20 protein-coding genes and 1 tRNA gene are annotated in these 20,165 nt (G+C 54.1%); 14 read left to right on the top strand and 7 right to left on the bottom strand.

What is annotated here, in order from left to right; translation table 11 throughout:
• Nucleotides 1–5 precede the first annotated feature (5 nt).
• Nucleotides 6–188, bottom strand: coding sequence for a DUF2256 domain-containing protein (locus HNEAP_RS12530; RefSeq protein WP_012824104.1), 183 nt, complete (start codon nucleotides 186–188; stop codon nucleotides 6–8).
• Nucleotides 189–195: 7 nt separating this feature from the next.
• Nucleotides 196–627, bottom strand: coding sequence for a BLUF domain-containing protein (locus HNEAP_RS06200; RefSeq protein WP_012824103.1), 432 nt, complete (start codon nucleotides 625–627; stop codon nucleotides 196–198).
• Nucleotides 628–822: 195 nt separating this feature from the next.
• On the opposite strand from HNEAP_RS06200, the gene trhP reads away from it, so the two are divergent.
• The 8 genes from trhP (at nucleotide 823) to HNEAP_RS06160 (ending at nucleotide 10,318) form a co-directional block, all read left to right on the top strand.
• Nucleotides 823–2,232, top strand: a complete 1,410-nt coding sequence (gene trhP, locus HNEAP_RS06195) for a prephenate-dependent tRNA uridine(34) hydroxylase TrhP (protein ID WP_012824102.1) — start codon at nucleotides 823–825, stop codon at nucleotides 2,230–2,232.
• A gap of 4 nt (nucleotides 2,233–2,236) precedes the next feature.
• Nucleotides 2,237–3,352 (top strand): LPS export ABC transporter permease LptF, encoded by a 1,116-nt coding sequence (lptF, locus tag HNEAP_RS06190; protein WP_012824101.1) that lies wholly within the window; start codon nucleotides 2,237–2,239, stop codon nucleotides 3,350–3,352.
• On the top strand, nucleotides 3,339–4,469 hold the full coding sequence (gene lptG / locus HNEAP_RS06185; protein WP_012824100.1) for an LPS export ABC transporter permease LptG: 1,131 nt from the start codon (nucleotides 3,339–3,341) through the stop codon (nucleotides 4,467–4,469). Before lptF ends, lptG begins: the two co-directional genes overlap by 14 nt.
• Nucleotides 4,470–4,484: 15 nt before the next feature.
• The gene (gene parC, locus HNEAP_RS06180) at nucleotides 4,485–6,761 is read left to right on the top strand and encodes a DNA topoisomerase IV subunit A (RefSeq protein ID WP_012824099.1); all 2,277 of its coding nucleotides are present in this window, start codon (nucleotides 4,485–4,487) and stop codon (nucleotides 6,759–6,761) included.
• A 6-nt stretch (nucleotides 6,762–6,767) separates the two neighbouring features.
• Nucleotides 6,768–7,169, top strand: a complete 402-nt coding sequence (locus HNEAP_RS06175; RefSeq protein WP_012824098.1) for a M20/M25/M40 family metallo-hydrolase — start codon at nucleotides 6,768–6,770, stop codon at nucleotides 7,167–7,169.
• Nucleotides 7,170–7,271: 102 nt separating this feature from the next.
• The gene (gene istA / locus HNEAP_RS06170) at nucleotides 7,272–8,774 is read left to right on the top strand and encodes an IS21 family transposase (RefSeq protein WP_081441114.1); all 1,503 of its coding nucleotides are present in this window, start codon (nucleotides 7,272–7,274) and stop codon (nucleotides 8,772–8,774) included.
• A complete protein-coding gene (gene istB, locus HNEAP_RS06165; RefSeq protein WP_012824096.1) occupies nucleotides 8,767–9,504 on the top strand; it encodes an IS21-like element helper ATPase IstB in 738 nt (245 codons plus the stop codon). The genes istA and istB overlap by 8 nt, the downstream gene beginning before the upstream one ends.
• 49 nt (nucleotides 9,505–9,553) lie before the next feature.
• Complete coding sequence (locus tag HNEAP_RS06160) at nucleotides 9,554–10,318, top strand: M20/M25/M40 family metallo-hydrolase (RefSeq protein WP_133484588.1); 765 nt, start codon at nucleotides 9,554–9,556, stop codon at nucleotides 10,316–10,318.
• A gap of 4 nt (nucleotides 10,319–10,322) precedes the next feature.
• Here the strand turns inward: HNEAP_RS06160 and lpxB are convergent, their stop codons facing one another.
• Complete coding sequence (gene lpxB, locus HNEAP_RS06155; protein WP_012824094.1) at nucleotides 10,323–11,558, bottom strand: lipid-A-disaccharide synthase; 1,236 nt, start codon at nucleotides 11,556–11,558, stop codon at nucleotides 10,323–10,325.
• Between the two features lie 44 nt (nucleotides 11,559–11,602).
• On the opposite strand from lpxB, the gene HNEAP_RS06150 reads away from it, so the two are divergent.
• The 3 genes from HNEAP_RS06150 (at nucleotide 11,603) to HNEAP_RS06140 (ending at nucleotide 15,043) form a co-directional block, all read left to right on the top strand.
• A complete protein-coding gene (locus tag HNEAP_RS06150) occupies nucleotides 11,603–12,253 on the top strand; it encodes a ribonuclease HII (protein WP_012824093.1) in 651 nt (216 codons plus the stop codon).
• Nucleotides 12,254–12,468: 215 nt separating this feature from the next.
• Nucleotides 12,469–13,413, top strand: a complete 945-nt coding sequence (locus tag HNEAP_RS06145) for a sulfur oxygenase reductase family protein (protein ID WP_012824092.1) — start codon at nucleotides 12,469–12,471, stop codon at nucleotides 13,411–13,413.
• A gap of 325 nt (nucleotides 13,414–13,738) precedes the next feature.
• Nucleotides 13,739–15,043: an NAD(P)/FAD-dependent oxidoreductase gene (locus HNEAP_RS06140; RefSeq protein ID WP_012824091.1), complete on the top strand. Its 1,305-nt coding sequence runs from the start codon at nucleotides 13,739–13,741 to the stop codon at nucleotides 15,041–15,043.
• Nucleotides 15,044–15,100: 57 nt separating this feature from the next.
• Here HNEAP_RS06140 and HNEAP_RS06135 read toward each other — a convergent pair whose 3' ends face one another.
• Nucleotides 15,101–16,822, bottom strand: a complete 1,722-nt coding sequence (locus HNEAP_RS06135) for a glutamine--tRNA ligase/YqeY domain fusion protein (RefSeq protein WP_012824090.1) — start codon at nucleotides 16,820–16,822, stop codon at nucleotides 15,101–15,103.
• 251 nt (nucleotides 16,823–17,073) lie between these two features.
• On the opposite strand from HNEAP_RS06135, the gene HNEAP_RS06130 reads away from it, so the two are divergent.
• Entirely contained in the window at nucleotides 17,074–17,580 is a 507-nt protein-coding gene (locus tag HNEAP_RS06130) for a Dps family protein (protein WP_012824089.1), read from the top strand.
• Nucleotides 17,581–17,891: 311 nt separating this feature from the next.
• Here HNEAP_RS06130 and HNEAP_RS06125 read toward each other — a convergent pair.
• A tRNA-Leu gene (locus HNEAP_RS06125) sits at nucleotides 17,892–17,976 on the bottom strand.
• 165 nt (nucleotides 17,977–18,141) lie between these two features.
• On the opposite strand from HNEAP_RS06125, the gene HNEAP_RS06120 reads away from it, so the two are divergent.
• Both HNEAP_RS06120 and HNEAP_RS06115 read left to right on the top strand, forming a co-directional pair.
• Complete coding sequence (locus tag HNEAP_RS06120) at nucleotides 18,142–18,912, top strand: inositol monophosphatase family protein (RefSeq protein WP_012824087.1); 771 nt, start codon at nucleotides 18,142–18,144, stop codon at nucleotides 18,910–18,912.
• A 61-nt stretch (nucleotides 18,913–18,973) separates the two neighbouring features.
• A complete protein-coding gene (locus tag HNEAP_RS06115) occupies nucleotides 18,974–19,300 on the top strand; it encodes a DUF4282 domain-containing protein (protein WP_012824086.1) in 327 nt (108 codons plus the stop codon).
• Nucleotides 19,301–19,348: 48 nt separating this feature from the next.
• Here the strand turns inward: HNEAP_RS06115 and HNEAP_RS06110 are convergent, their stop codons facing one another.
• Together HNEAP_RS06110 and HNEAP_RS12525 are read right to left on the bottom strand one after the other, a co-directional pair.
• Nucleotides 19,349–19,990: an NrsF family protein gene (locus tag HNEAP_RS06110; RefSeq protein WP_012824085.1), complete on the bottom strand. Its 642-nt coding sequence runs from the start codon at nucleotides 19,988–19,990 to the stop codon at nucleotides 19,349–19,351.
• Nucleotides 19,987–20,157: a sigma factor-like helix-turn-helix DNA-binding protein gene (locus HNEAP_RS12525; protein ID WP_012824084.1), complete on the bottom strand. Its 171-nt coding sequence runs from the start codon at nucleotides 20,155–20,157 to the stop codon at nucleotides 19,987–19,989. The genes HNEAP_RS06110 and HNEAP_RS12525 overlap by 4 nt, the downstream gene beginning before the upstream one ends.
• Nucleotides 20,158–20,165: the final 8 nt, after the last annotated feature.

Here is a 20,165-nt window from a genome sequence, read left to right as displayed (position 1 = left end):
TTTCCTTAGCGTTGTTCAGGCTGCGCAGACTTTGCCAGCGCTCGGCACCGATCGGAACAATATTTCAGGTTGGGCCAATCCCGTGCCCATTTCTTGCGCCACGTGAAGGGACGCTGGCAATAGCAGCAGGTTTTCTGGGGAAGTAAGTGCTTGTCATTCGACCTTCGTTTGATTGCACTCTCAGGCATCGAACCATCAGCCATTGTTCGATTTGAGTAAAGGTATGTTGCTGCTGAATGCCAGCATCAAGGCCGCTGCGGATTCGCCGCTCAACGTATACGGGTCAAAGGCTTCTGCGCCACTGTATTCATAGAAAGTGGCTTTGTTGATTGATCCCTCACCGAGGTAGCCCATGTTCCAGTCTGCGAATTGGCGTTTGATGATTTCCCGATAGTCCAGCAACACCGGGGCGGTGTGCCGCGGGTCCTGACTGATCCGCGCAAAGCGCTCCTTGACGGCCAATCGCTCACCCTCAAGCCATTGCAGAAAAAAACCCGAATTGAACATCAACAAACCGGATACGCCACGAGGTTTGTTATTGCGTTGCGATGCGGCCAGAATATCCTTGATGGCGCGATAATCTAGATCGGGCGCGAGCTTGGAAACGTAGATAAGGCGAACGAGCATGGATTCCTCCTTTTGTTATTAAGTTGTACCAAACTTATACAATATTTATTCAGTGAATGCATGAATTGTTTGTTCACCACGACGAGAGTGGATGGTCGTAACAAGAGATACAGAAATCTCGGCGAATGGGTGTGAGTAGTTCAGGCTCAACAAGCTACAATACGTTTTTGTTAAGTGTTAATGAGTCTTAAGTGAATGAAAGCGCCTGAATTGCTATCTCCTGCCGGTACGCTCAAATCGATGCGTTACGCCTTTGCCTACGGTGCCGATGCCGTTTATGCGGGGCTGCCACGGTATAGCCTGCGGGTGCGTAACAATGATTTTCTTGAAGACAATCTGCGAATCGGTATTGATGAAGCGCATGCGGCGGGCAAGCAATTTTTTATGACGGTGAATCTGTCGCCGCACAATGCAAAGCTCAGAACATTCATCAAGGACATGACCCCGCTGGTCGAGATGCAGCCGGATGCGTTCATCATGGCCGACCCCGGCCTGATCATGATGGTGCGTCAGCAGTGGCCTGATCTCCCGATCCATCTTTCCGTACAGGCCAATACCGTCAATTGGGCGACAGTCCAGTTCTGGAAAAACGCAGGTATTTCGCGGGTGATTCTCTCGCGTGAACTCTCTCTGGACGAGATCAGCGAGATCCGTGATCGATGCCCGGATATGGAGCTGGAAGTATTCGTGCACGGCGCTCTGTGCATCGCCTACTCTGGGCGTTGCCTGCTTTCCGGCTACTTCAATCATCGTGATCCGAATCAGGGCACTTGCACCAACGCCTGCCGCTGGGAATACAAAACCGAGGCCGCAACGGAAGATCTCTCCGGTGTCTATCGCCCGGCCGAATCGTCCATTATTCCGCTCGATGCCGTCGGCGGCACGACTGCCTTGGAGGGCTTTGATTTCTCGGGCGCCGAACAATCATTCGGCCCGACGGGAAGCGATAACCGCCATCCCAAGGCCAACGATGTGTACTTCATCGAAGAGCCGAATCGACCGGGCGAATTGATGCCAATCGAAGAAGACGAGCACGGCACGTATATCCTCAACTCACGTGATTTGCGCGCGGTGGAACATGTCCAGGCACTGACGCGCATCGGTGTGGATTGCCTTAAAATCGAGGGCCGGACCAAATCGCATTACTACGTTGCCCGAACCGCGCAAGTGTATCGCCAGGCCATCGATGATGCGGTGGCCGGTCGGCCCTTCGACCCGAATCTGATAGCCGAACTCGATAACCTCGCACATCGCGGTTATACCGACGGATTCTTCGAACGGCATCACACCAAGGAATACCAGAACTACATCGAGGGCGTTTCCAAACACCGCGAGCAGCAGTTTGTGGGCGAGATCACCTCGGTGCAGGGCGATTGGGCTGAGGTGGATATCAAGAACAAGTTGGCTGTCGGTGATTCGGTCACCTTCATGCTGCCCGACGGCAACCGTATCGAACAACTGGCTGATATGCAGACGCTTGAAGGTGCCTCTATGACCGAAGCGCCGGGTGGTGGCTACAAGGTTCGGCTCAAGTTGCCGGCAGGCGCCGGAGCATTTGGCGACCGTCTGAAATATGGTCTTATTGCCAAACATCTGAACGGCTGATTTCATGCCGATCCTGAATCGTTATCTGTTGCGCGAAGCGAGTGTGGCTACCCTCGGGGTGACCTTGATCGTCATGCTCATCATGCTGGCGAATCTGCTGGCACGCTCGCTTTCTGCGGCAGCGGAGGGTTCGCTGCCATCGAGCCTGATTCCCGCGATGATGGGTTTCAACGCCGTCAAACTGTTGATTTATGTGTTGCCCGTGGGATTGTTCATCGGTCTGATGTTCGCTCTGGGAAGAATGAGTAGGGATTCGGAACTGACGGTCCTTCGCGCCTGCGGCTATGGGCCCCGGCATCTCAGTCAGGCCATACTCTGGTTGGCAATTCCCGTGAGTCTGTTGACGGCCAGTATCTCGCTGTTTGCGTATCCGGCTCTGCAGCAAGTTCAGTCACGGATGATTGACTCCGCACGCAGTCAACAGGTGTTCAATCAATTGCCGGTAGGCCGTTTTATCGAGGAGCCATCCGGTAAAGCGGTACTTTATATCGGCAGCAAGTCCGGTAACGGCTATTCGGATATCTTCGCGTTCAATGAACCCACCAATACGAAGAATGCCCGCCAAAAGCCGGGGGTTGAAATGGCGCCCTTCGGTAAATTGATGACAGATTCTGCCGGACATCGGTACGTGGTGTTGGAACAGGGTCGAAGAATTCAGGGGGTAGCGGGTGAACAGGACTGGTCTGTAATTGACTACCAAACCCATGAAATTCTTGTGCCGGGCCGGGCGGATACGGAAAACACGCAGGAAAACAAAAAATCATCCCTGCAACTGCTGCATTCGAATTTGCCCGGTGATCAAGCCGAATTCTATTACCGCCTCTCGCAAGCGCTGACCGTGCTTGTGCTTGCCTTGATTGCCGTCCCTTTGGCCCAAGCCAAACCCAGATCGGGCCGGTATGGCCGACTCTTCTGGGCCTTTTTGCTTTATGCCTTGTATTTCAATTTGATCGCATTGACTGAGAACGCCATCAAGCACGGTGAGCTTAACTTGTGGCAAGGTCTGACCTTGACGCACGGCACGTTCATTCTTCTGTGGCTTGGACTGCTCTGGTGGATGAGTGGGGGTTCGCGGCGACTGTGGCAACGTTTGTTCCGGAGACGACATGGGTACGCTTGATCGTTATCTGATTCGAGCGATTGTTGTCGGCGGTTTGGCGTCCACGGCCGCGTTCGCATTATTGATTGTTGTGTTCGGTGCCATTGATGAATTACCGAAGGTTAATGCAAGCTACAGTGCGATAGATGCCTTGTCCTTTGTGCTGATGACCACGCCGGGTTATCTCTACGATTTTTATCCAGCGGCGGTACTTGTCGGCGGCCTGCTCAGTCTGGGCAATCTGGCGGCGCATTCAGAGCTTACCGTGATGCGCTGTTCCGGGATGTCGATGTTCCGACTCGCACGCCCTGTCTTGGTCGGCGCCACCATTCTCGCCCTGATCGGCATGCTGATGGGGGAAACGATCGGTGCCTGGGGGCAGGAAAAAGCCAATGAAATGCGGGCTGAAGCACAGGGTTCCGGTGTCAGTATGAATCTTAAGTCCGGTTTGTGGTTGCGCGATGGCCAACGATTCATCAACGTAGGCCAGGCCATTGTTGGCGGGCGTTTGAATCGTGTTCGCGTGTTTACCGTTAATGCACAAAGCCAGCCTGTCCAGCTATTGTCCGCGAGTTACGCGATCAGCGAGGGTGGAGATTTATGGCGACTGTACGATGTGAAAGAATCCACGCTCGATACAAAGGTTCCCGGAAACAGCGTCAAGGTGAGATTCGTGCCCGTTCAGGAGCACGTGCGTTTGTTCTCGCAGAAAATCCTGAACATTGCTGTTCTCAATCCCCGGCATATGAACATCTTGCAACTGCATTCCTATGTTGACTATCTGCGCAAAAATCAGTTGGATGCGTCGGCTTATTCATCCGCGCTTTGGGCGCGGGTTTTCGCCCCGGTTTCCGTATTGGTGATGCTGTTTGTGGCTTTGCCCTTCGTATTTGCACCGCAACGAAGTGGAGGTGCAGGGCGCTGGTTGTTTATCGCCATTGTCCTTGGTGTGGTGTATCTCACTTTAGTGCAGATCGTTTCGGCTTTTGCGCCGGTGTATGGGGTAGGGCACCCGTTTATCCCCTTCATGAGTGCAGCAGTGCCGCCCGCACTTTTTGCGATGCTGGGTGTTTACGCTTTTAGGCGCCTGTATCCCGCGCGACGGGTAGCGCTGCCGACAAGCAGCCCTACGGCATAAAATAATGAGGATGTCATGAGTTCAGATGAGTTTAACCACGGCCCTGAAAATGGGCACGGGATCGGCATGGGCGGAAACAGCACCGACGGTTTCGAGCGACGGTCGATCGCCGAATTCTCCGAGCAGGCTTATCTCAACTACGCGATGTATGTGATTCTCGATCGTGCATTGCCGAGTGTGTGCGATGGCCTCAAACCCGTGCAGCGGCGCATCGTTTATGCCATGAGCGAACTGGGCCTCACGGCGGCATCCAAGCATAAGAAATCGGCCAGAACGGTCGGTGATGTCATCGGCAAGTTTCATCCGCATGGCGATTCGGCCTGTTACGAAGCGATGGTGTTGATGGCGCAACCGTTTTCCTATCGTTATCCATTGATCGATGGTCAGGGCAACTTTGGTTCACCGGACGATCCCAAATCCTTCGCTGCGATGCGGTACACCGAGTCTCGGTTGACGGCCTACGCCCACAGCTTATTGGCCGAAGCGGAGCAGGGCACAGTTGATTGGCAACCCAACTTCGATGGCACGCTGGAAGAACCCACGCTGCTGCCCGCGCGTTTGCCGAATGTATTACTTAATGGCGGCATGGGAATCGCCGTTGGTTTGTCTACCGATATCCCGCCGCACAACCTGCGCGAAGTCGTTGCGGCCACCATCGCGTTGCTGGATGAGCCGGAGAGTACGGTGGATGATCTCTGTCGTCATCTGCGCGGTCCGGACTTTCCCACCGAAGCGGAAATCATCACGCCACCGGATGAAATCATGCAGATGTACCGTACCGGCACGGGCTCGGTGCGTCAGCGAGCGCGCTATGAAGTCGAACAGGGCGAAATAATCATCACGGCGCTGCCGTTTCAGGTGTCGGGCAGCAAGATTCTCGAACAGATCGCCGCCCAGATGAACGCAAAAAAACTCCCGTTGGTGACGGATCTGCGCGATGAATCCGACCATGAAGCGCCCACCCGCCTCGTGATTATTCCGCGAAGTCGACAGGTAGATGCCGAAGCCCTGATGGCACATTTGTTCGCGACCACCGATCTTGAAAAGAGTTATCGCGTGAACATGAATGTGATCGCGCTCGATGGCCGTCCCAGAGTGATGAACCTTAAAGACTTGCTCAGCGAATGGTTGCAGTTCCGCCGCCAGACGCTGACTCGCCGCATCCAGTGGCGTCTGGCGAAGGTGGAGAACCGCTTGGAGATTCTGGCGGGTTTGCTGATTGCCTTCCTGAATATCGATGAAGTCATTGCCGTTATTCGAGAGGCAGACGAGCCCAAGGCCGAATTGATCGCCCGCTTTGATCTTACCGAACGTCAGGCCGAGGCGATTTTAGAAATTCGTTTGCGGCAACTGGCCAAACTCGAAGAAATCGCGATCAAGAAAGAGCAGGGCGAATTGATGGCCGAGTCGGAGATTCTGCGCGGCTTGCTGGCCGATGAATCCCGCTTGCGTAACCTGCTGCGCGACGAACTTCAGGACGATGCCCAAAAATACGGCGATGCGCGGCGTTCACGTTTAGTCACGCGTGGTGCGGCACAGGCGTTGGCAGAGACAGCACTCATTTCCAGTGAACCGGTCACCGTCGTGTTGAGCAAGAATGGCTGGATTCGTGCCGCCAAGGGGCATGATGTCGATCCGGTTGCGTTGTCCTACAAGGCCGGTGATGGGTATCTCGTCCACATGAACGGCAAATCCACGCAGTCGGTCATCCTGCTCGACGATACCGGCCGGGCCTACACGCTGGCTGCGCATAGCCTCCCATCTGCGCGAGGGCAGGGCGAACCTTTGACTGGGCGGCTCAGCCCGCCAACCGGCGCGCAATTCAACCAAATGGTAATGGCCGATGACAAGGATGCCGTTTTGTTATGGCAAAGCGGTGGCTATGGATTCATCACACCGTTTGAAGAATTGCTCAGTCGCCAGCGTGCCGGTAAGGTCATGGTGAGCCTGCAAGACGGCGCAACGCTCGGTGCGCCGATTCGCCTGGACGACCAGGTTCAGCGCATTGCCTTCGCATCCAGTGATGGTCACGTGCTGATCCTTGAACGCGCCGAGATTCCGCAACTCAGCAAGGGCCGTGGCAACAAGCTGATGGGGTTGAAATCCGGCTTTACCCTGATCGCCGCTTGCGCCTTGGTAGAAGGCGAGGGGCTCAAGGTTCAATCCGGTGCACGGAGCGTGACCCTGCGTGATGTCGACTTTGACAACTATGGTGGTGCACGCGCCAGCCGTGGCCGCATCCTGCCGCGCGGTTTCCAGCGCGTCGATGCGCTTTTCCCTGCACAGGACTAAACCTTGATGGCCGCGCCCGCCCTGTCGCAGATGCTGGATGAGTTGATCGCCACACCGTCGGTGAGCAGTGTCACGCCCCAGTTCGATATGGGGAATCGGGCATTGATCGATCGCTTGGCCGGTTGGCTGGAATCGGCCGGATTCAGTGTCGAAATCCTTCCATTGGAAGGCCATATCGATAAAGCCAATCTGATCGCCACACTGGGCACCGGAGATGACGGACTGATTCTCGCGGGGCACACCGATACGGTGCCTTGGGATGATAAACGTTGGCAACATGACCCTTTCCGCTGGACAGTCGACCAAGGGCGCGGCTACGGTTTGGGCAGCGCCGACATGAAAAGCTTTCTGGCTCTGGCGATTGAAGCGGCACGCGGATTAAAACCGGAAGACATGCATCATCTGTGAAACAGCGTGCAAAAGTGAGCAGGAATTCGGGGGAAACAGCGTCCAAATTTGACCACCCCCGGTTGTGCCACACTCCGCCGTTTTGGCGGAGGTCATCCTGGAGTGCTTTGCATGGAAACCATCGGCAAGATTCGCCGTCGACATCATGTGGGCGGGGAGAGCATCAGTGCCATCGCCCGTTCTTTGAATCTCTCACGTAACACGGTCAAGAAGTATCTGAATGCCCAAGCCGAACCGGCTTATCGGCGATCAGTCCAACCCAAACCGCAACTCGGTGCTTTCTCGGTCCTGATCGAGCAATGGCTGGTCTCGGATGCGGCCTTGCCCAAGGCCCGGCGGCGCACCGCCCGTCGGTTGTTTGAGGGCTTGCAGGCGGCGGGCTATCACGGGGCGTATGACAGTGTTCAGCGCCATGTGAAGGCGTGGAAAGCGGCGGCTTCGGTGCGTGGTGCTGTTACGCAGGCCTTTGTACCGCTGTCATTTGCGCCCGGTGAAGTCGGTCAGTTCGACTGGAGTTACGAATATGTGGTGCTCGGCGGTGTGACGCAGACGATCAAGCTGGCGCACTTTCGCCTGGCTCATAGCCGGGCGATGTTTGTGGTCGCCTATCCCCGTGAGACGCAGGAGATGGTACTGGATGCCCATGATCGGGCATTCGCCTTCTTCGGCGGCGTGCCGCAGAAGATGATCTACGACAACCTCAAGACGGTGGTCGATGCGGTGTTCAGTGGCAAGGAACGCCAGTTCAATCGGCGCTTTCTGGCGCTGGCCAATCATTACCTGTTCGAGCCGGTGGCGTGTACCCCTGCCTCGGGCTGGGAGAAGGGGCAGGTCGAGAATCAGGTGGGCAACATTCGGGAGTGGTTATTCACCCCAACGCCCCGCTTTGCCGACTTCAAGGAACTGAACGCCTGGCTTGAGCAGCGATGCCGTGAGCTGGCCGAGCGTGTGCATCCTGACAAGCAGGGAACCATCGCCGAGGCTTGGGCGGCGGAGCGACCGGCGCTGCGGCCGGTCAGCATGCCGTTCCATGGTTATGTCGAGCAACCACTACGCGTGTCCAGTACCTGTCTCATTTCAGTCGATCGCAATCGCTACAGCGTGCCGGCCGCCTGGGCGGGCAAAGTGGTTTCAGTGCGCATCAGCGCCACTCATGTGCGGGTCGCTGCCGAGGGGAATATGATTGCCGAACATGAGCGCCTGTTTGGGCGGGATCAACTGGCCTGCCAGCCATGGCACTATGTGCCGATCCTTGAAACCAAGCCCGGGGCACTGAGGCATGGTCAGCCCTTCATCGAATGGCAGCTACCTTTGGCCATCGGGGTGGTGCGCACCTTTCTGCTCAAGCAGCCCAAGGGTGACCGGGCCTTCGCCGATCTGTTGCTAGCCGCCCGCAGCAGCGGGCTCGAAGCACTTGATGTGGCCTGTCAGTTGGCCTTGGAGCATGGGCACCCCCATGCCTCGGTGGTGCTCAACGAGTTACGTCGCCTGACCGAACCGACGCATCGTCCGATCATGGAGGTTCCTGTCGCCCTGATTCTGCGCAATGAGCCAGCCGCCAACTGCGGTCGCTATGACAGTCTGCTGGGAGGATGCCATGTCTGAGCCCAACCACCTGTGCCGTTTGAAGGCACTGAAGCTGTACGGTATGGTCGATGCCTGGCGGGAATTGCAGGCGGAATTTCCCCGACAGCCACTCTCACCCGAAGGCATGCTGCTACGCCTTCTGGATGCCGAACAAGCCGACCGCCAAGCCCGTAGCCTGGCCTATCAACTCAAGGCCGCACGCTTTCCCATGCACCGGGATCTCGGCGGCTTCGACTGGCAGGAATCCCCGCTGTCCCAGATTCGGATCGAACAGCTCGCTCAGGGCAGCTACCTCGACACCGCCCATAACCTGATCCTCGTCGGCGGCACCGGTACCGGCAAGACCCATCTCGCCACCGCCCTGGGTGTCGCTGCCGTTCAGCAGGGCAAGCGGGTGCGCTTCTACAACGCCGTGGATCTGGTCAATCTGCTGGAGAAGGAAAAGCAGCAAGGCAAGGCAGGAAACCTCGCCCGACAACTCACCCTGATTGATGGGGTGATCCTCGATGAGCTCGGCTATCTGCCCTTCCCTGAGTCGGGCGGCTCTTTGCTCTTCCACCTCATCAGCCAGCTCTATGAGAAGACCTCGCTGATCATCACCACTAACTTAAGCTTCGGTGAATGGGTCAACGTGTTCGGCAACGCAAAAATGACCACAGCCCTGCTCGATCGCATCACCCACCACTGCGACATCCTTGAGACCGGCAACGACTCCTACCGCTTCAAACAGCGCAAGAAATCAGCCTGAACCCCTGGTCAAAATTGGACGCTGTTGGGTGGTCAATTTTCGACGCTGTTTGACACATCATCCGCTCATCATCGTTGCCACCGCCGATGAAGAGAGCACCATGGACGGTGCGCGGCTTCTGGCTCGACTCAAGCGGCCGAAGGCAAAATACTGCGTCATCGGCGAACCGACCGATCTCACCCCGGTGCATATGCACAAGGGCGTGATGATGGAATCGTTGACGGTTACCGGTCGCAGCGGGCACTCAAGCGACCCGCAAATGGGGCGCAACGCCATCGACGGCATGATGCGCGTGCTTACCGATCTGTCTGCTTGGCGCGAATCGCTCAAGCAGCAGAGTAACCCGGCATTTCTCGTGCCCTATACCACGCTGAATTTCGGGCATATTTGTGGCGGGGATAACCCCAACCGGATTTGCCCGCAGTGCGTCCTGAATTTCGATTTGCGGCCCTTGCCCGGTATGAGTGGAGCGCAATTGCGTCAGGAGCTTCGGGAGCGGATTGCCCGTGTGCTGGATGACACGGATCTTGATTTCGAAATGACTTCGCTGATGTCCGGCATTGAACCTTTTTCCAGCGGCGATGACTCGGTCTTGGCGCGGGAATTGTCTGGTATCAGTGGCAAAGCGCCCATTACCGTGGCGTTTGGTACCGAAGCGCCGTTCTTCAAGGAACTGGGTTGCGATACGGTCGTGTTCGGTCCGGGCCGAATTGATCAGGCGAATCAGCCAGACGAATACATCGAGTTATCGGCCTTGGACGAAACCGTCAGGATGTTGCGCCGCTTGATTCATCGCTGCTGTATGACCGGCTGATTTTTTATTTGGGCGGCGTTGCAGCAGGCGTATCGCTTGTCAGATCCAAAACCAACTGAGCCAAATGCGCCAAGGCACCGGGTTCACCCAGATGGCTTGGTATTTCTGCCAGTGCCGTATTCTGGCTCGCTCGGCTTTCGCTTTCAAGCATTAAGATACTGATTTCATTTGCTATGGCTTCCGGCGAAGCGGCGTTCTGGATCAATTCGGGAAATGCATTCCGGTTCAAGACGATATTCGGCAGGCCGATGCGTTCGATATGTACGAGATGCTTCGCCAGCCAATAAGTGATCGGGTGTGTCTTGTACACGATGACCATCGGTGTGCCGATCAACGCCGCTTCCAGCGTGGCCGTGCCCGACGCAATGATGAGTGCGTCGCTTGCGGCCATGACTTCTCTGGCATGACCATTCGCCAAGGAAAGTTTGGCACGCAGATCCGATGAGATGGCGCACTTCGCCAATTCCTGCCCGAACCAAACCGGATCAATGGAGTCGGCGATGGGCAGGGCGAACAACAAATCCGGATGCACTTTTAGCAAGCGCTGCGCCGAGGCAAGCTGAGTGCTCAGCAAGCGGCTGATTTCGCTGCGCCGACTGCCGGGCAGCAGACCGATCAGCTTGGCTGCGGGCGCGATACCCAGGGAATGGCGCGCCTTTGCTTGCACCGCGTCGCCGGTTGTGGCCGTTTTGCACGATTCGGGCGGGATCATGTCGCGCAACGGGTGCCCGACATGGGTTGTCGGCAAGCCGTATCGGGCGAACAAGGGCACTTCGAAATCGAATAGAACAGCCAAGTGATCCGCCACTTCCGAGAATTTTGCCGCCCGCTTCGGACGCCAAGCCCACACTTGCGGCGCCACGAAGAACAACACCTTGATGCCGTGCGCACGAGCCGCTTTCGCCAGCCGCTGATTGAATTCCTGAAAATCGATGGCGATGAGGATATCGGGTTTAAAAACAATCATGGCATCGATCAGCGTGTTTAACGCCTGTTTGAGTTGCCCGTACTGCTTGAGCACTTCAACCAAACCCATGACGGAAACGGTGTTCAGATCGACTATGGTGTCGATGCCGGCGGCACGGCTTTCCGTACCACCCAGCCCTTGGGCTACGCTGCCGGGACGCAGTCTATTTAACCGTTGGAAAAGTTCGGCGGCATAATGGTCGCCCGAGGCTTCGCCCGCAGCAAAAAACAGACGCAGCGGGCGCATATCGGATGGAGTCAGGGAGTCGGTCATAACCGGTTGTTCGTGAATCAGCTGAAGTTGAATAAGAGGGCAGTATGCCGCAATTGCCACTGTTTGAGATGCAAACGCCGGGATTAATCTATGCGGGCGTAGACGAGGCCGGACGAGGCCCTCTGGCAGGCCCTGTTGTCGCCGCCGCCATCGTTTTGTATCCGGATGATCCGATAGTCGGCGTGAACGATTCAAAAAAACTGACCGAACGTCAACGCGTCAAATTGTTCGATGAAATAACTCGACGTGCTCAATCGTTCGCCATTGCCGAAGCAACGGTACATGAAATCGATACGATAAATATTCTTCAGGCTTCGCTTCTGGCCATGCGCCGCGCTGTTATGGCTGTATACGATCAAATGAAAACACAAGGGCAAACGTTGGGACGCATTCACGTCGATGGCAACCGCTGCCCGGATTTGAACGACCCTGATGCTGGATTTATGGAATGCCATGCCTTGATCGGTGGTGATGCTCGGGATGCGGCCATTGCCAGCGCCTCAATTCTGGCAAAAGTAACCAGAGATCGACTTATGCTGGACATGGATAAGCTCTACCCGCAATACGAATTTGCGAAACACAAAGGCTATCCCACGGCGCGACATCGAGACTTGCTTATCGAGTTTGGTGCCTGCCCAGAACATCGCTCAAGTTTTGCTCCAGTACGGGCTATATTGAGTCAATCAAACCAATAAGCCCCTTTTGTGTAAAAAACAATCATGCTATTAGGATTAAAAAAATACTCTATATGCAAACAATTAAGTATTTTTGAATTAAATTATATGGTGGATATGTTAATTTAATTAAAAATTTATGGAACTAAATTTATATAAGGTATGTCATAGGCGTGCTTATTAAATATTATTATTTTCGTGGAGCCAATCTCAGTTAACTGAAGTGGAGACACATTATGTCGAATGAAAATCCAATTATAGCCATCAATATGGCTAAAATCGCCAACAAACCTGATAGTTATGAAACTATGATGAAAGTGGGGCCCAAGGTTTGTATCACCACGGCGTCGCATCCAGGGTTTTTAGGCTTTGAGCAGTTGTTGCAAACCGGTATACATCCGATGGCTGGCAGATACGGTGGCGGTGCCGTCGATATGCGCGAAACACTGAACCCGATGGGTATGTTTCAATATACCGTCTGGAAAGATGTTCATTCTCATGAAGAAATGCACCATGATAATTTCAAAGAAATTTTCGAGTTGTGCAGCGGTTGCCTTGGCATGGTGATCGAGGGCCCATGGGAGCCGTATTTTGAGGTGGTCAAGTCCGATCTGCCCCAGATTATGAGCATGACCGATGTACCACAAGTTCTGGGTGATTCGTTTGCAAAACAAGAACGGGTGCCAAAGGTGGCGCTATCAAGTCAGCGTACCGTGGTGATCGGTGACCATTGGGTTATGGATGGGCATGAAAAAGCCTTCGAACAGGGAGCAACGGAAACGCTGGAATGGATGAAGGCAAATGTCCCTGGCATGGTCGGCTGGATGATCATGAAGCAATTCGGTGTGTCCGCGATTGGTTCGTTCCAACTTGATCCTGAAGGTGCGATGAAAGCGGTATCTACCTTGGGCGCCAATCCACCTGAATATAACACCAATTATGGTAATAAAGTTCATGATAAGCCACCGATCCCTGGACAGACACCTACTCAGTATCTTGTTCATATTGAGTGGGAATCTCCAGAGCATGCGCACCAGGGGTTAGGCCATGTCATGGTGGATTACGAGCTGCGTCAAATTCATAACAATGGTGTTTTGGCCCATCTAGACAAAGGACCATACTATATGTTTTTTTCTCCGATGATGGAGCAAGGGCTCTGGCGTAAGCATCTTAAGCAATAATATTTTTTCCTAGTTTTCTCTATGCGGTCATGAATTTCCTCAGCTTTAGAACTGAGTGCGGGTTTATGGCCCTAATCCACTGCACCTATTACCTTTTAGCCCGATTCAAGTCAGTCTGGAAAAGATTGATAGATGTCAGTTTTGAAACATCTCCAGATGTTCGTTATTTAGCATTGCCGGGTAGATCCGATTGCCATCAGTGTACCCAAGCAAATTTAATTGAGAACTTTTTCAAATGATTAGTGTCATTAACTATGATGGCACTTTCATATCTGAGTTTTGTTGAGAGGTGTGTGCCTTATTTTTCTTCAATAGAGAGGTGATTATGAACGCGACTGATAAAAAACCACATGTAGTAATTTTGGGTGGCAATTTTGCCGGCTTGGGCAGCGCTCAGAAAATCCGCCAATATGCAGGCGATGCAATTCAAATTACCGTAATAGATCGAAAGGATTACTTGTTATTTGTGCCGAATATTCCGGCCGATGTGTTTGAGAACAGAAATCCGGCCATGCATCAGCGTATGGAATTGCGCGACGTGCTCGCCCACGATCAAATTAATTTCATCCAAGCCGAGGTGAATGCCATTGATGTTGATTCCGAGATGGTGCACATCACGCCCAACGAACGTCCGGGCGCTGCTGCTGTGACGTTGAGTTACGACTATCTGGTGGTCGCCTTGGGTAATCGTTTGGCTTTTGAAGACATTGAAGGCTTTGCCGAGTTTGGCGATAGCGTCAGTGACCTATATCTGGGTGAGCAATTACGCCAGAAATTGCACTTTGGTGGCTACAAGGGTGGACCGATTGCCATCGGCTCCGCGCGTTTTCATCAAGGGGACGGTGCCAAAGGGCTGGAACCTTATCCCAGTGGCAGTATCCCCGATGCGCTCGCCGCCTGTGAAGGCCCACCGGTTGAAGTCATGATGGCCGCTGCACACTATTTGGCAGAGACCAAACAGGGTGACCCGAGCAAAATCACCGTATTCACGCCCGCTGAACTGATTGCCGAAGATGCGGGTGAAACGGTCGTCAAGCAGTTGCTGGATCTGGCGACCCAGATGGGCTTTAACTATCTCAACAACACGCAAGACATCAAGCGGATTACGCAAGATGGCATCGAGTTTGCTGACGGCCGATCCGTGGAAGCGGAACTGAAAATCATTTTCCCGGATTGGAAGGCGCATGAGTTTATGCGTGGTTTGCCGATCAGCGACAGCGAAGGGTTTGTCGTTACCGATTTGCTGATGCGCAACCCCAAGTACAAAAACGTTTTTGCCGCCGGGGACGCCGCTGCAGTGACCATGCCGAAACTTGGGGCAATCGGCCATCAGGAATGCGAGATCGTCGGCTTGCAGATTGCCAAAGACCTAGGGCGACTATCGCCCGAACAAGCGGACAAGCCGTTGCAACCGGTGGTGTATTGCATCGGTGATATGGGCGGCGGCAAAGCCTTCTATATTCGCTCGAATACCTGGTTTGGCGGTGATGAGGCGGTGCTCAAAATGGGCCATGTGCCGTACATGCTCAAGATGCAATACCGGACGCTCTTCATGCATAACAAAGGCAAAGTGCCTTCTTGGGGGCTTGATTTTGCGGAAATGGCCGTTGAGCACCATATCCCCAAGTAAACGTCGATCGTGTGTTGTTGCGGCCCGACCCGCCGGTGGATTTCTCCCGGCGGGTTTTTATTTGGCCGTCCAAGAATCCCGCAGGGTCACGGTACGGTTAAACACCGGCTTGGTTGGGTTGTGATCGTGTTGGTCGGCCACAAAATAGCCATTGCGTTCCCATTGGAAACGCGATTCTGGCGCGCAGGTGGCCAGTGATGGTTCGATCATGCCGATTTGAATCCGTTTGGCGTCCGGATTGATGTCATCGAGGAAATCCCGTTCCATGTCTTCGGGGTCATCCGGGCGCCGGGCACCGGGCGCGGCTACGCTGAACAAGCGGTCGTAGATACGCACTTCGGCTTCTACGGCGTCATGGCAGGATAACCAATGGATATTGCCTTTGACCTTGCGCGTTTCCGATCCGGGCGTGCCCGATTTGGTATCGGGGTCGTATTCGGCATAAACGCAGGTGACGTGACCGTTCTCGTCGGCATCATAACCGGTACATTTGATGATGTAGCCGTACCGTAAACGCACTTCACCATCGGGCTTCAGGCGGAAAAACTTTTTCGGCGGGTCAATCATGAAATCTTCCCGCTCGATCCATAGCTCACGTGACAGGCTGATGTCGCGTTTGCCCCACTCAGGATGCTGCGGATGGTTCGGTGCGTGGCAGATTTCCGTTTGTCCTTCCGGGTAATTGGTCAGCACCAGCTTGACCGGATCGAGTACGGCCACACGGCGTTCGGCGTGCTCATTGAGATCCTCGCGCATACAGTCTTCCAGCACGCTGTAGTCGATCAGGCTATCTGATTTGGATACCCCGATACGTTCGGCAAACAGTTTGAAGCCAGCCGGTGTAAACCCCCGCCGACGCGCGCCTTTGAGGGTCGGCAGGCGAGGGTCATCCCAGCCATCCACATGCCCGCCGGTTACTAACTGGATGAGCTTGCGCTTGGAGAGCACCACATACGTGAGATTCAAACGTGAGAACTCGATCTGCTGCGGCAGGGGCGGGGTGAATTCACCCAGTTCGGCCAGGCGCGCCAAAAACCAGTCATAAAGCGGCCGGTGATCGGTGAATTCCAAGGTGCACAGTGAATGCGTAATGCCTTCGATTGCATCCGATACGCAATGGGCAAAATCGTACATCGGGTAGATACACCAGGCATCGCCAGTACGATGATGATGCGCATGGCGGATGCGATAAATGGCCGGGTCGCGCATGTTCATGTTGGGCGAAGCCATATCGATTTTGGCGCGAAGAATATGCGTGCCATCGGCAAATTCACCCGCCCGCATGGCACGAAAAAGCTGGATATTTTCTTCGGTACTGCGATCACGGAACGGACTGTTTTGTCCCGCCTCGGTCAATGTGCCGCGCGTGCTGCGCAGTTGCTCGGCATTTTGTGAATCCACATACGCGAGCCCTGCTTGGATCAACAACTCGGCACACCGGTACAAACGCTCAAAGTAATCCGAGGCATAAAACACGCGCGACGCCGGATCAAACCCCAGCCAAGCGACATCTTCGCGAATCGCATCGACGTATTCGGCTTCTTCTTTAATCGGATTGGTATCATCAAAACGCAGATTACAAGCGCTTTGTGGACACTGAACTCGATAATCATCAGCAAGGCCGAAGTTTAAAAAAATACTCTTGGCGTGACCAAAATGCAGAAAGCCGTTGGGTTCCGGCGGGAAACGGGTTGCCACCTTGGTCCCGTAGGTTTGTTTGGCACAGTCTTCATCGATGCGGGCGCGGATGAAATGGCTGGATGGTGCATTATCGGTCATGGTAGAACGGCTTATCCGAATGTGAAAAGAACGAACCTCGTATTGTAAGGATTTTATGTCTCGAAAGGTGAACGGAGATTCGTTTGTGCGGGTCCAAATTGCCCGTACTGCCCGAAACGAAGGCGGGCGCCGAACGATAGATGTAGATAATGAAAGACTTCGGAATATGCCATTTGCGCCTGTTTGCGCAATAGACTAAGGTTGATTGATAAATTATTTTGAGTTCGACGAAACCACAGGAGTAGAACGTCATGGCTAAGAAAAAGATCACCGCCGAAACGACAGCAAGTGACGGCATTCATATCGGTATCAGCGAAAAGGATCGTTTGGCGATTGCAGAGGGTTTGAGCCGACTTTTGGCCGATTCCTACAGCCTGTTTTTGATGACGCACAACTTCCATTGGAACGTCACCGGGCCGCAGTTCAATAGCTTGCACCTGATGTTTGAAACGCAATACACCGAACTTTTTGCCGCCGTTGATGAAGTTGCCGAGCGCATTCGATCGCTGGGTGCCTTTGCCCCCGCGTCGTTCACCCGATTCTCGGAATTGTCATCGTTTACGATCCCCGATGAAAAGCTGGCTGCCAACGATATGATTGCCCATCTGGTCAAAGGGCAAGAAGCCGTGGTCCGCACAGCACGCGGCGTATTCCCTGTTGCCGAAGCGGCCAGTGACGAACCAACGCTTGATTTGCTGACGCGTCGAATGGAGTTGCACGAGAAAAATGCCTGGATGCTTCGCTCGCTCTTGGCTTAACCGCCACCGTTAGTCTCAAACGACTTCGATTGGTGAATCAACACTGTTCGTAGTCGTCAGCACCAGTTAAAAAGCCCGCACAAAGCGGGTTTTTTTATTGAGCTATTGAGATGATCATTGCTTTGATATTCGAACATGATTTCGTATCGGGCAAACATTTGATTTTCGACATCTGAACGACACGTCCAATCGCGCAGGGGGTCCTTCAGTCGCTGATTGTGGCCCAGGCGTAAAAAAACCCGCTAAACAGGGGTGTTAGTGCGGGTTTAATTAATGTTTGTAGTCTTTTGGGAAGCAACAAAACTATAAGTTGGTGCCTAGGAGAGGACTCGAACCTCCACGATTTTACTCGCTAATACCTGAAACTAGTGCGTCTACCAATTCCGCCACCTAGGCTTTGAGGCGCGAATGTTAGGCAGTATTTTAATCCTTGTCAACGAAGAAATGCGTCTGTTTGCTCCCCCGTCCGCTGCATTAGCACGCCTGTTGGCGGGTAGTTCACACATTCCATGGGGATTCGGGTAAATTAGCTGCAAATTTATTGCTATCTGTGAGGGGTTCATGTCCAGCATTTATCTAGAAACGGCACTTGCCGCTGCCCGCGCCGCTGAAACGGTGGTTCGCAAATATTGGCAGCAGAATGTGGATATCACAATCAAGGCTGATGCCTCACCGGTCACGGTGGCCGATGTGGAAACGGAAGAGGCCATCAAAGCGGTCATTCTCGAACAGTTTCCGGATCATGGGTTTTATGGTGAGGAAACGGGTAAAACCCGCCCGGATGCAGAATATACCTGGCTGGTCGACCCCATCGACGGCACCAAGAGCTTCGTGCGTGAATACCCGTTTTTCTCGACCCAGATTGCGCTGATGCGGGGCGATCAGCTCATTTTGGGTGTGTCGAGTGCGCCGGTGTTTGGCGAGTATGCCTATGCGGAGCAGGGCGGCGGTGCATTCTGGATGGATAAGGCAGCGAAGGTAAGCCAGATTGATACGATGGCCGCCGCTACGTTATCTGTTGGCAATCTCAAGACGCTGGCCGCCAATCCGACCGGTTGGGCCGGCTTGGCAAGTATGGTGCGTGAAGTCAATCGAACGCGCGGTTATGGCGATTTCTACCATTATCATTTGCTGGCTCGTGGCGCGATTGATCTGGTTGTCGAGTCGGATGTGAACGTGTTGGATATCGCCGCGCTATCGGTCATTGTTCTCGAAGCCGGTGGCGTGTTTACCGATCTTGAAGGTAAGCCGGTTGGTCTGGATACCACGACGGTATGTGCCGCAGCGACGCCCGAATTACACAGTGAGGCCCGTCGCCGACTGGGCTACTGAGGTTTCCAATTGTCTGAATTCGCATGCGCACTGATCGATCAGGGGCTGGCTTGTGCCCACCATGGCTGAATTACTCGAGTTTCTGAGTTTTCGCCGTTATGTGAGCCCCTACGCTCTGCTGGTGTTCTATTACCTTGGCGCGGTGGTGATGCCACTGGCGATGATATTTCTCTGGATTTGGCTCAAACGGCGGTACCAATGGCTGGATCGGGCTCAGCGTCAGATGGACAGCGCAGGTAGGGATTATTTGAGTTCGTTGCAGCGTGCTGGGCTTGTGCTGGCCTGTGTCTTCTGCTTTCTGTTTGCAGAGCTCTTCTGGCGCATGATGTTTGAATTCATGATTGCCTATTTTCATATCGCGATCGATCTGCAAAAGCTGGCGGGCTAACCAGCGCGGGTTATTCGATGACTCTTGATGCAGTTTTTTGCTGGGAACTTACCAACGCAGCAGTGTTTTTCCGAGCAATGCGCCGATCACGGTAGGGATCAGGATACCCAGCAAATACCACGTGCCGATGAACGGTGCGCCCATTTCAGGGCAATGCAGACTGTAGACAACAGCCCCCCAGCCGCCAGACATCAAACCAACGGCAGCACCCGCCAGCCCCAATTGAGTGGGTGCTAGGCTACGCATGGCCCATAGCAGGGCAATGAAAATGGGCGCGGAGAGCATCGTGATCAACAATGGGCACTCGTACCAAGTTTCACCAAACAGCATGTGCCATCGCTGAGAAGACGGTGCGTGCGCCACCAGTATCAACGATAAAAGCCAAATGAGGCCGATCGGGAACGCCGTGGCCCAGAGCGTGTGTTTAATTGTTCCATCAGGCCGTGCGATTTTCTTGACGGCAATCAGTCCAATCAGCCCCATGCTCAACGCGAATGCAAGTTTTACCCAAAACATGGGTAGCATACTTGCCGATTCAAGATCGGGGCGCAGCCCTAAAACAGCCAACATCAGTCCAAAAGACGCCATTAACCCAATACCTAAAGCCATGCCCAGTCGTTTGGCTACAACATGACGGGGTACGGCCACATCGCCCTGTGCCAGCATGAGAATGAGATCGTCCGTTTTCATGGTTTACCTCGAAATAATGTATGCAGTTTTTTGAGCCCCCGGTGGACACCTACCTTGACTGCTGACTCGGTAAGGCCAGTGCGTTCTGCGGTTTCAGCCACGGATAGTCCTTCTAACTTGGTATGGATAATGGGTAGGCGCATTTGATCGGGCAGGAGCGCGAGCATGGTGTGTA

This window comes from Halothiobacillus neapolitanus c2 (assembly GCF_000024765.1).
GTDB classification, from domain to species: domain Bacteria; phylum Pseudomonadota; class Gammaproteobacteria; order Halothiobacillales; family Halothiobacillaceae; genus Halothiobacillus; species Halothiobacillus neapolitanus.
This window is presented reverse-complemented; position numbering and strand designations above follow the sequence as displayed.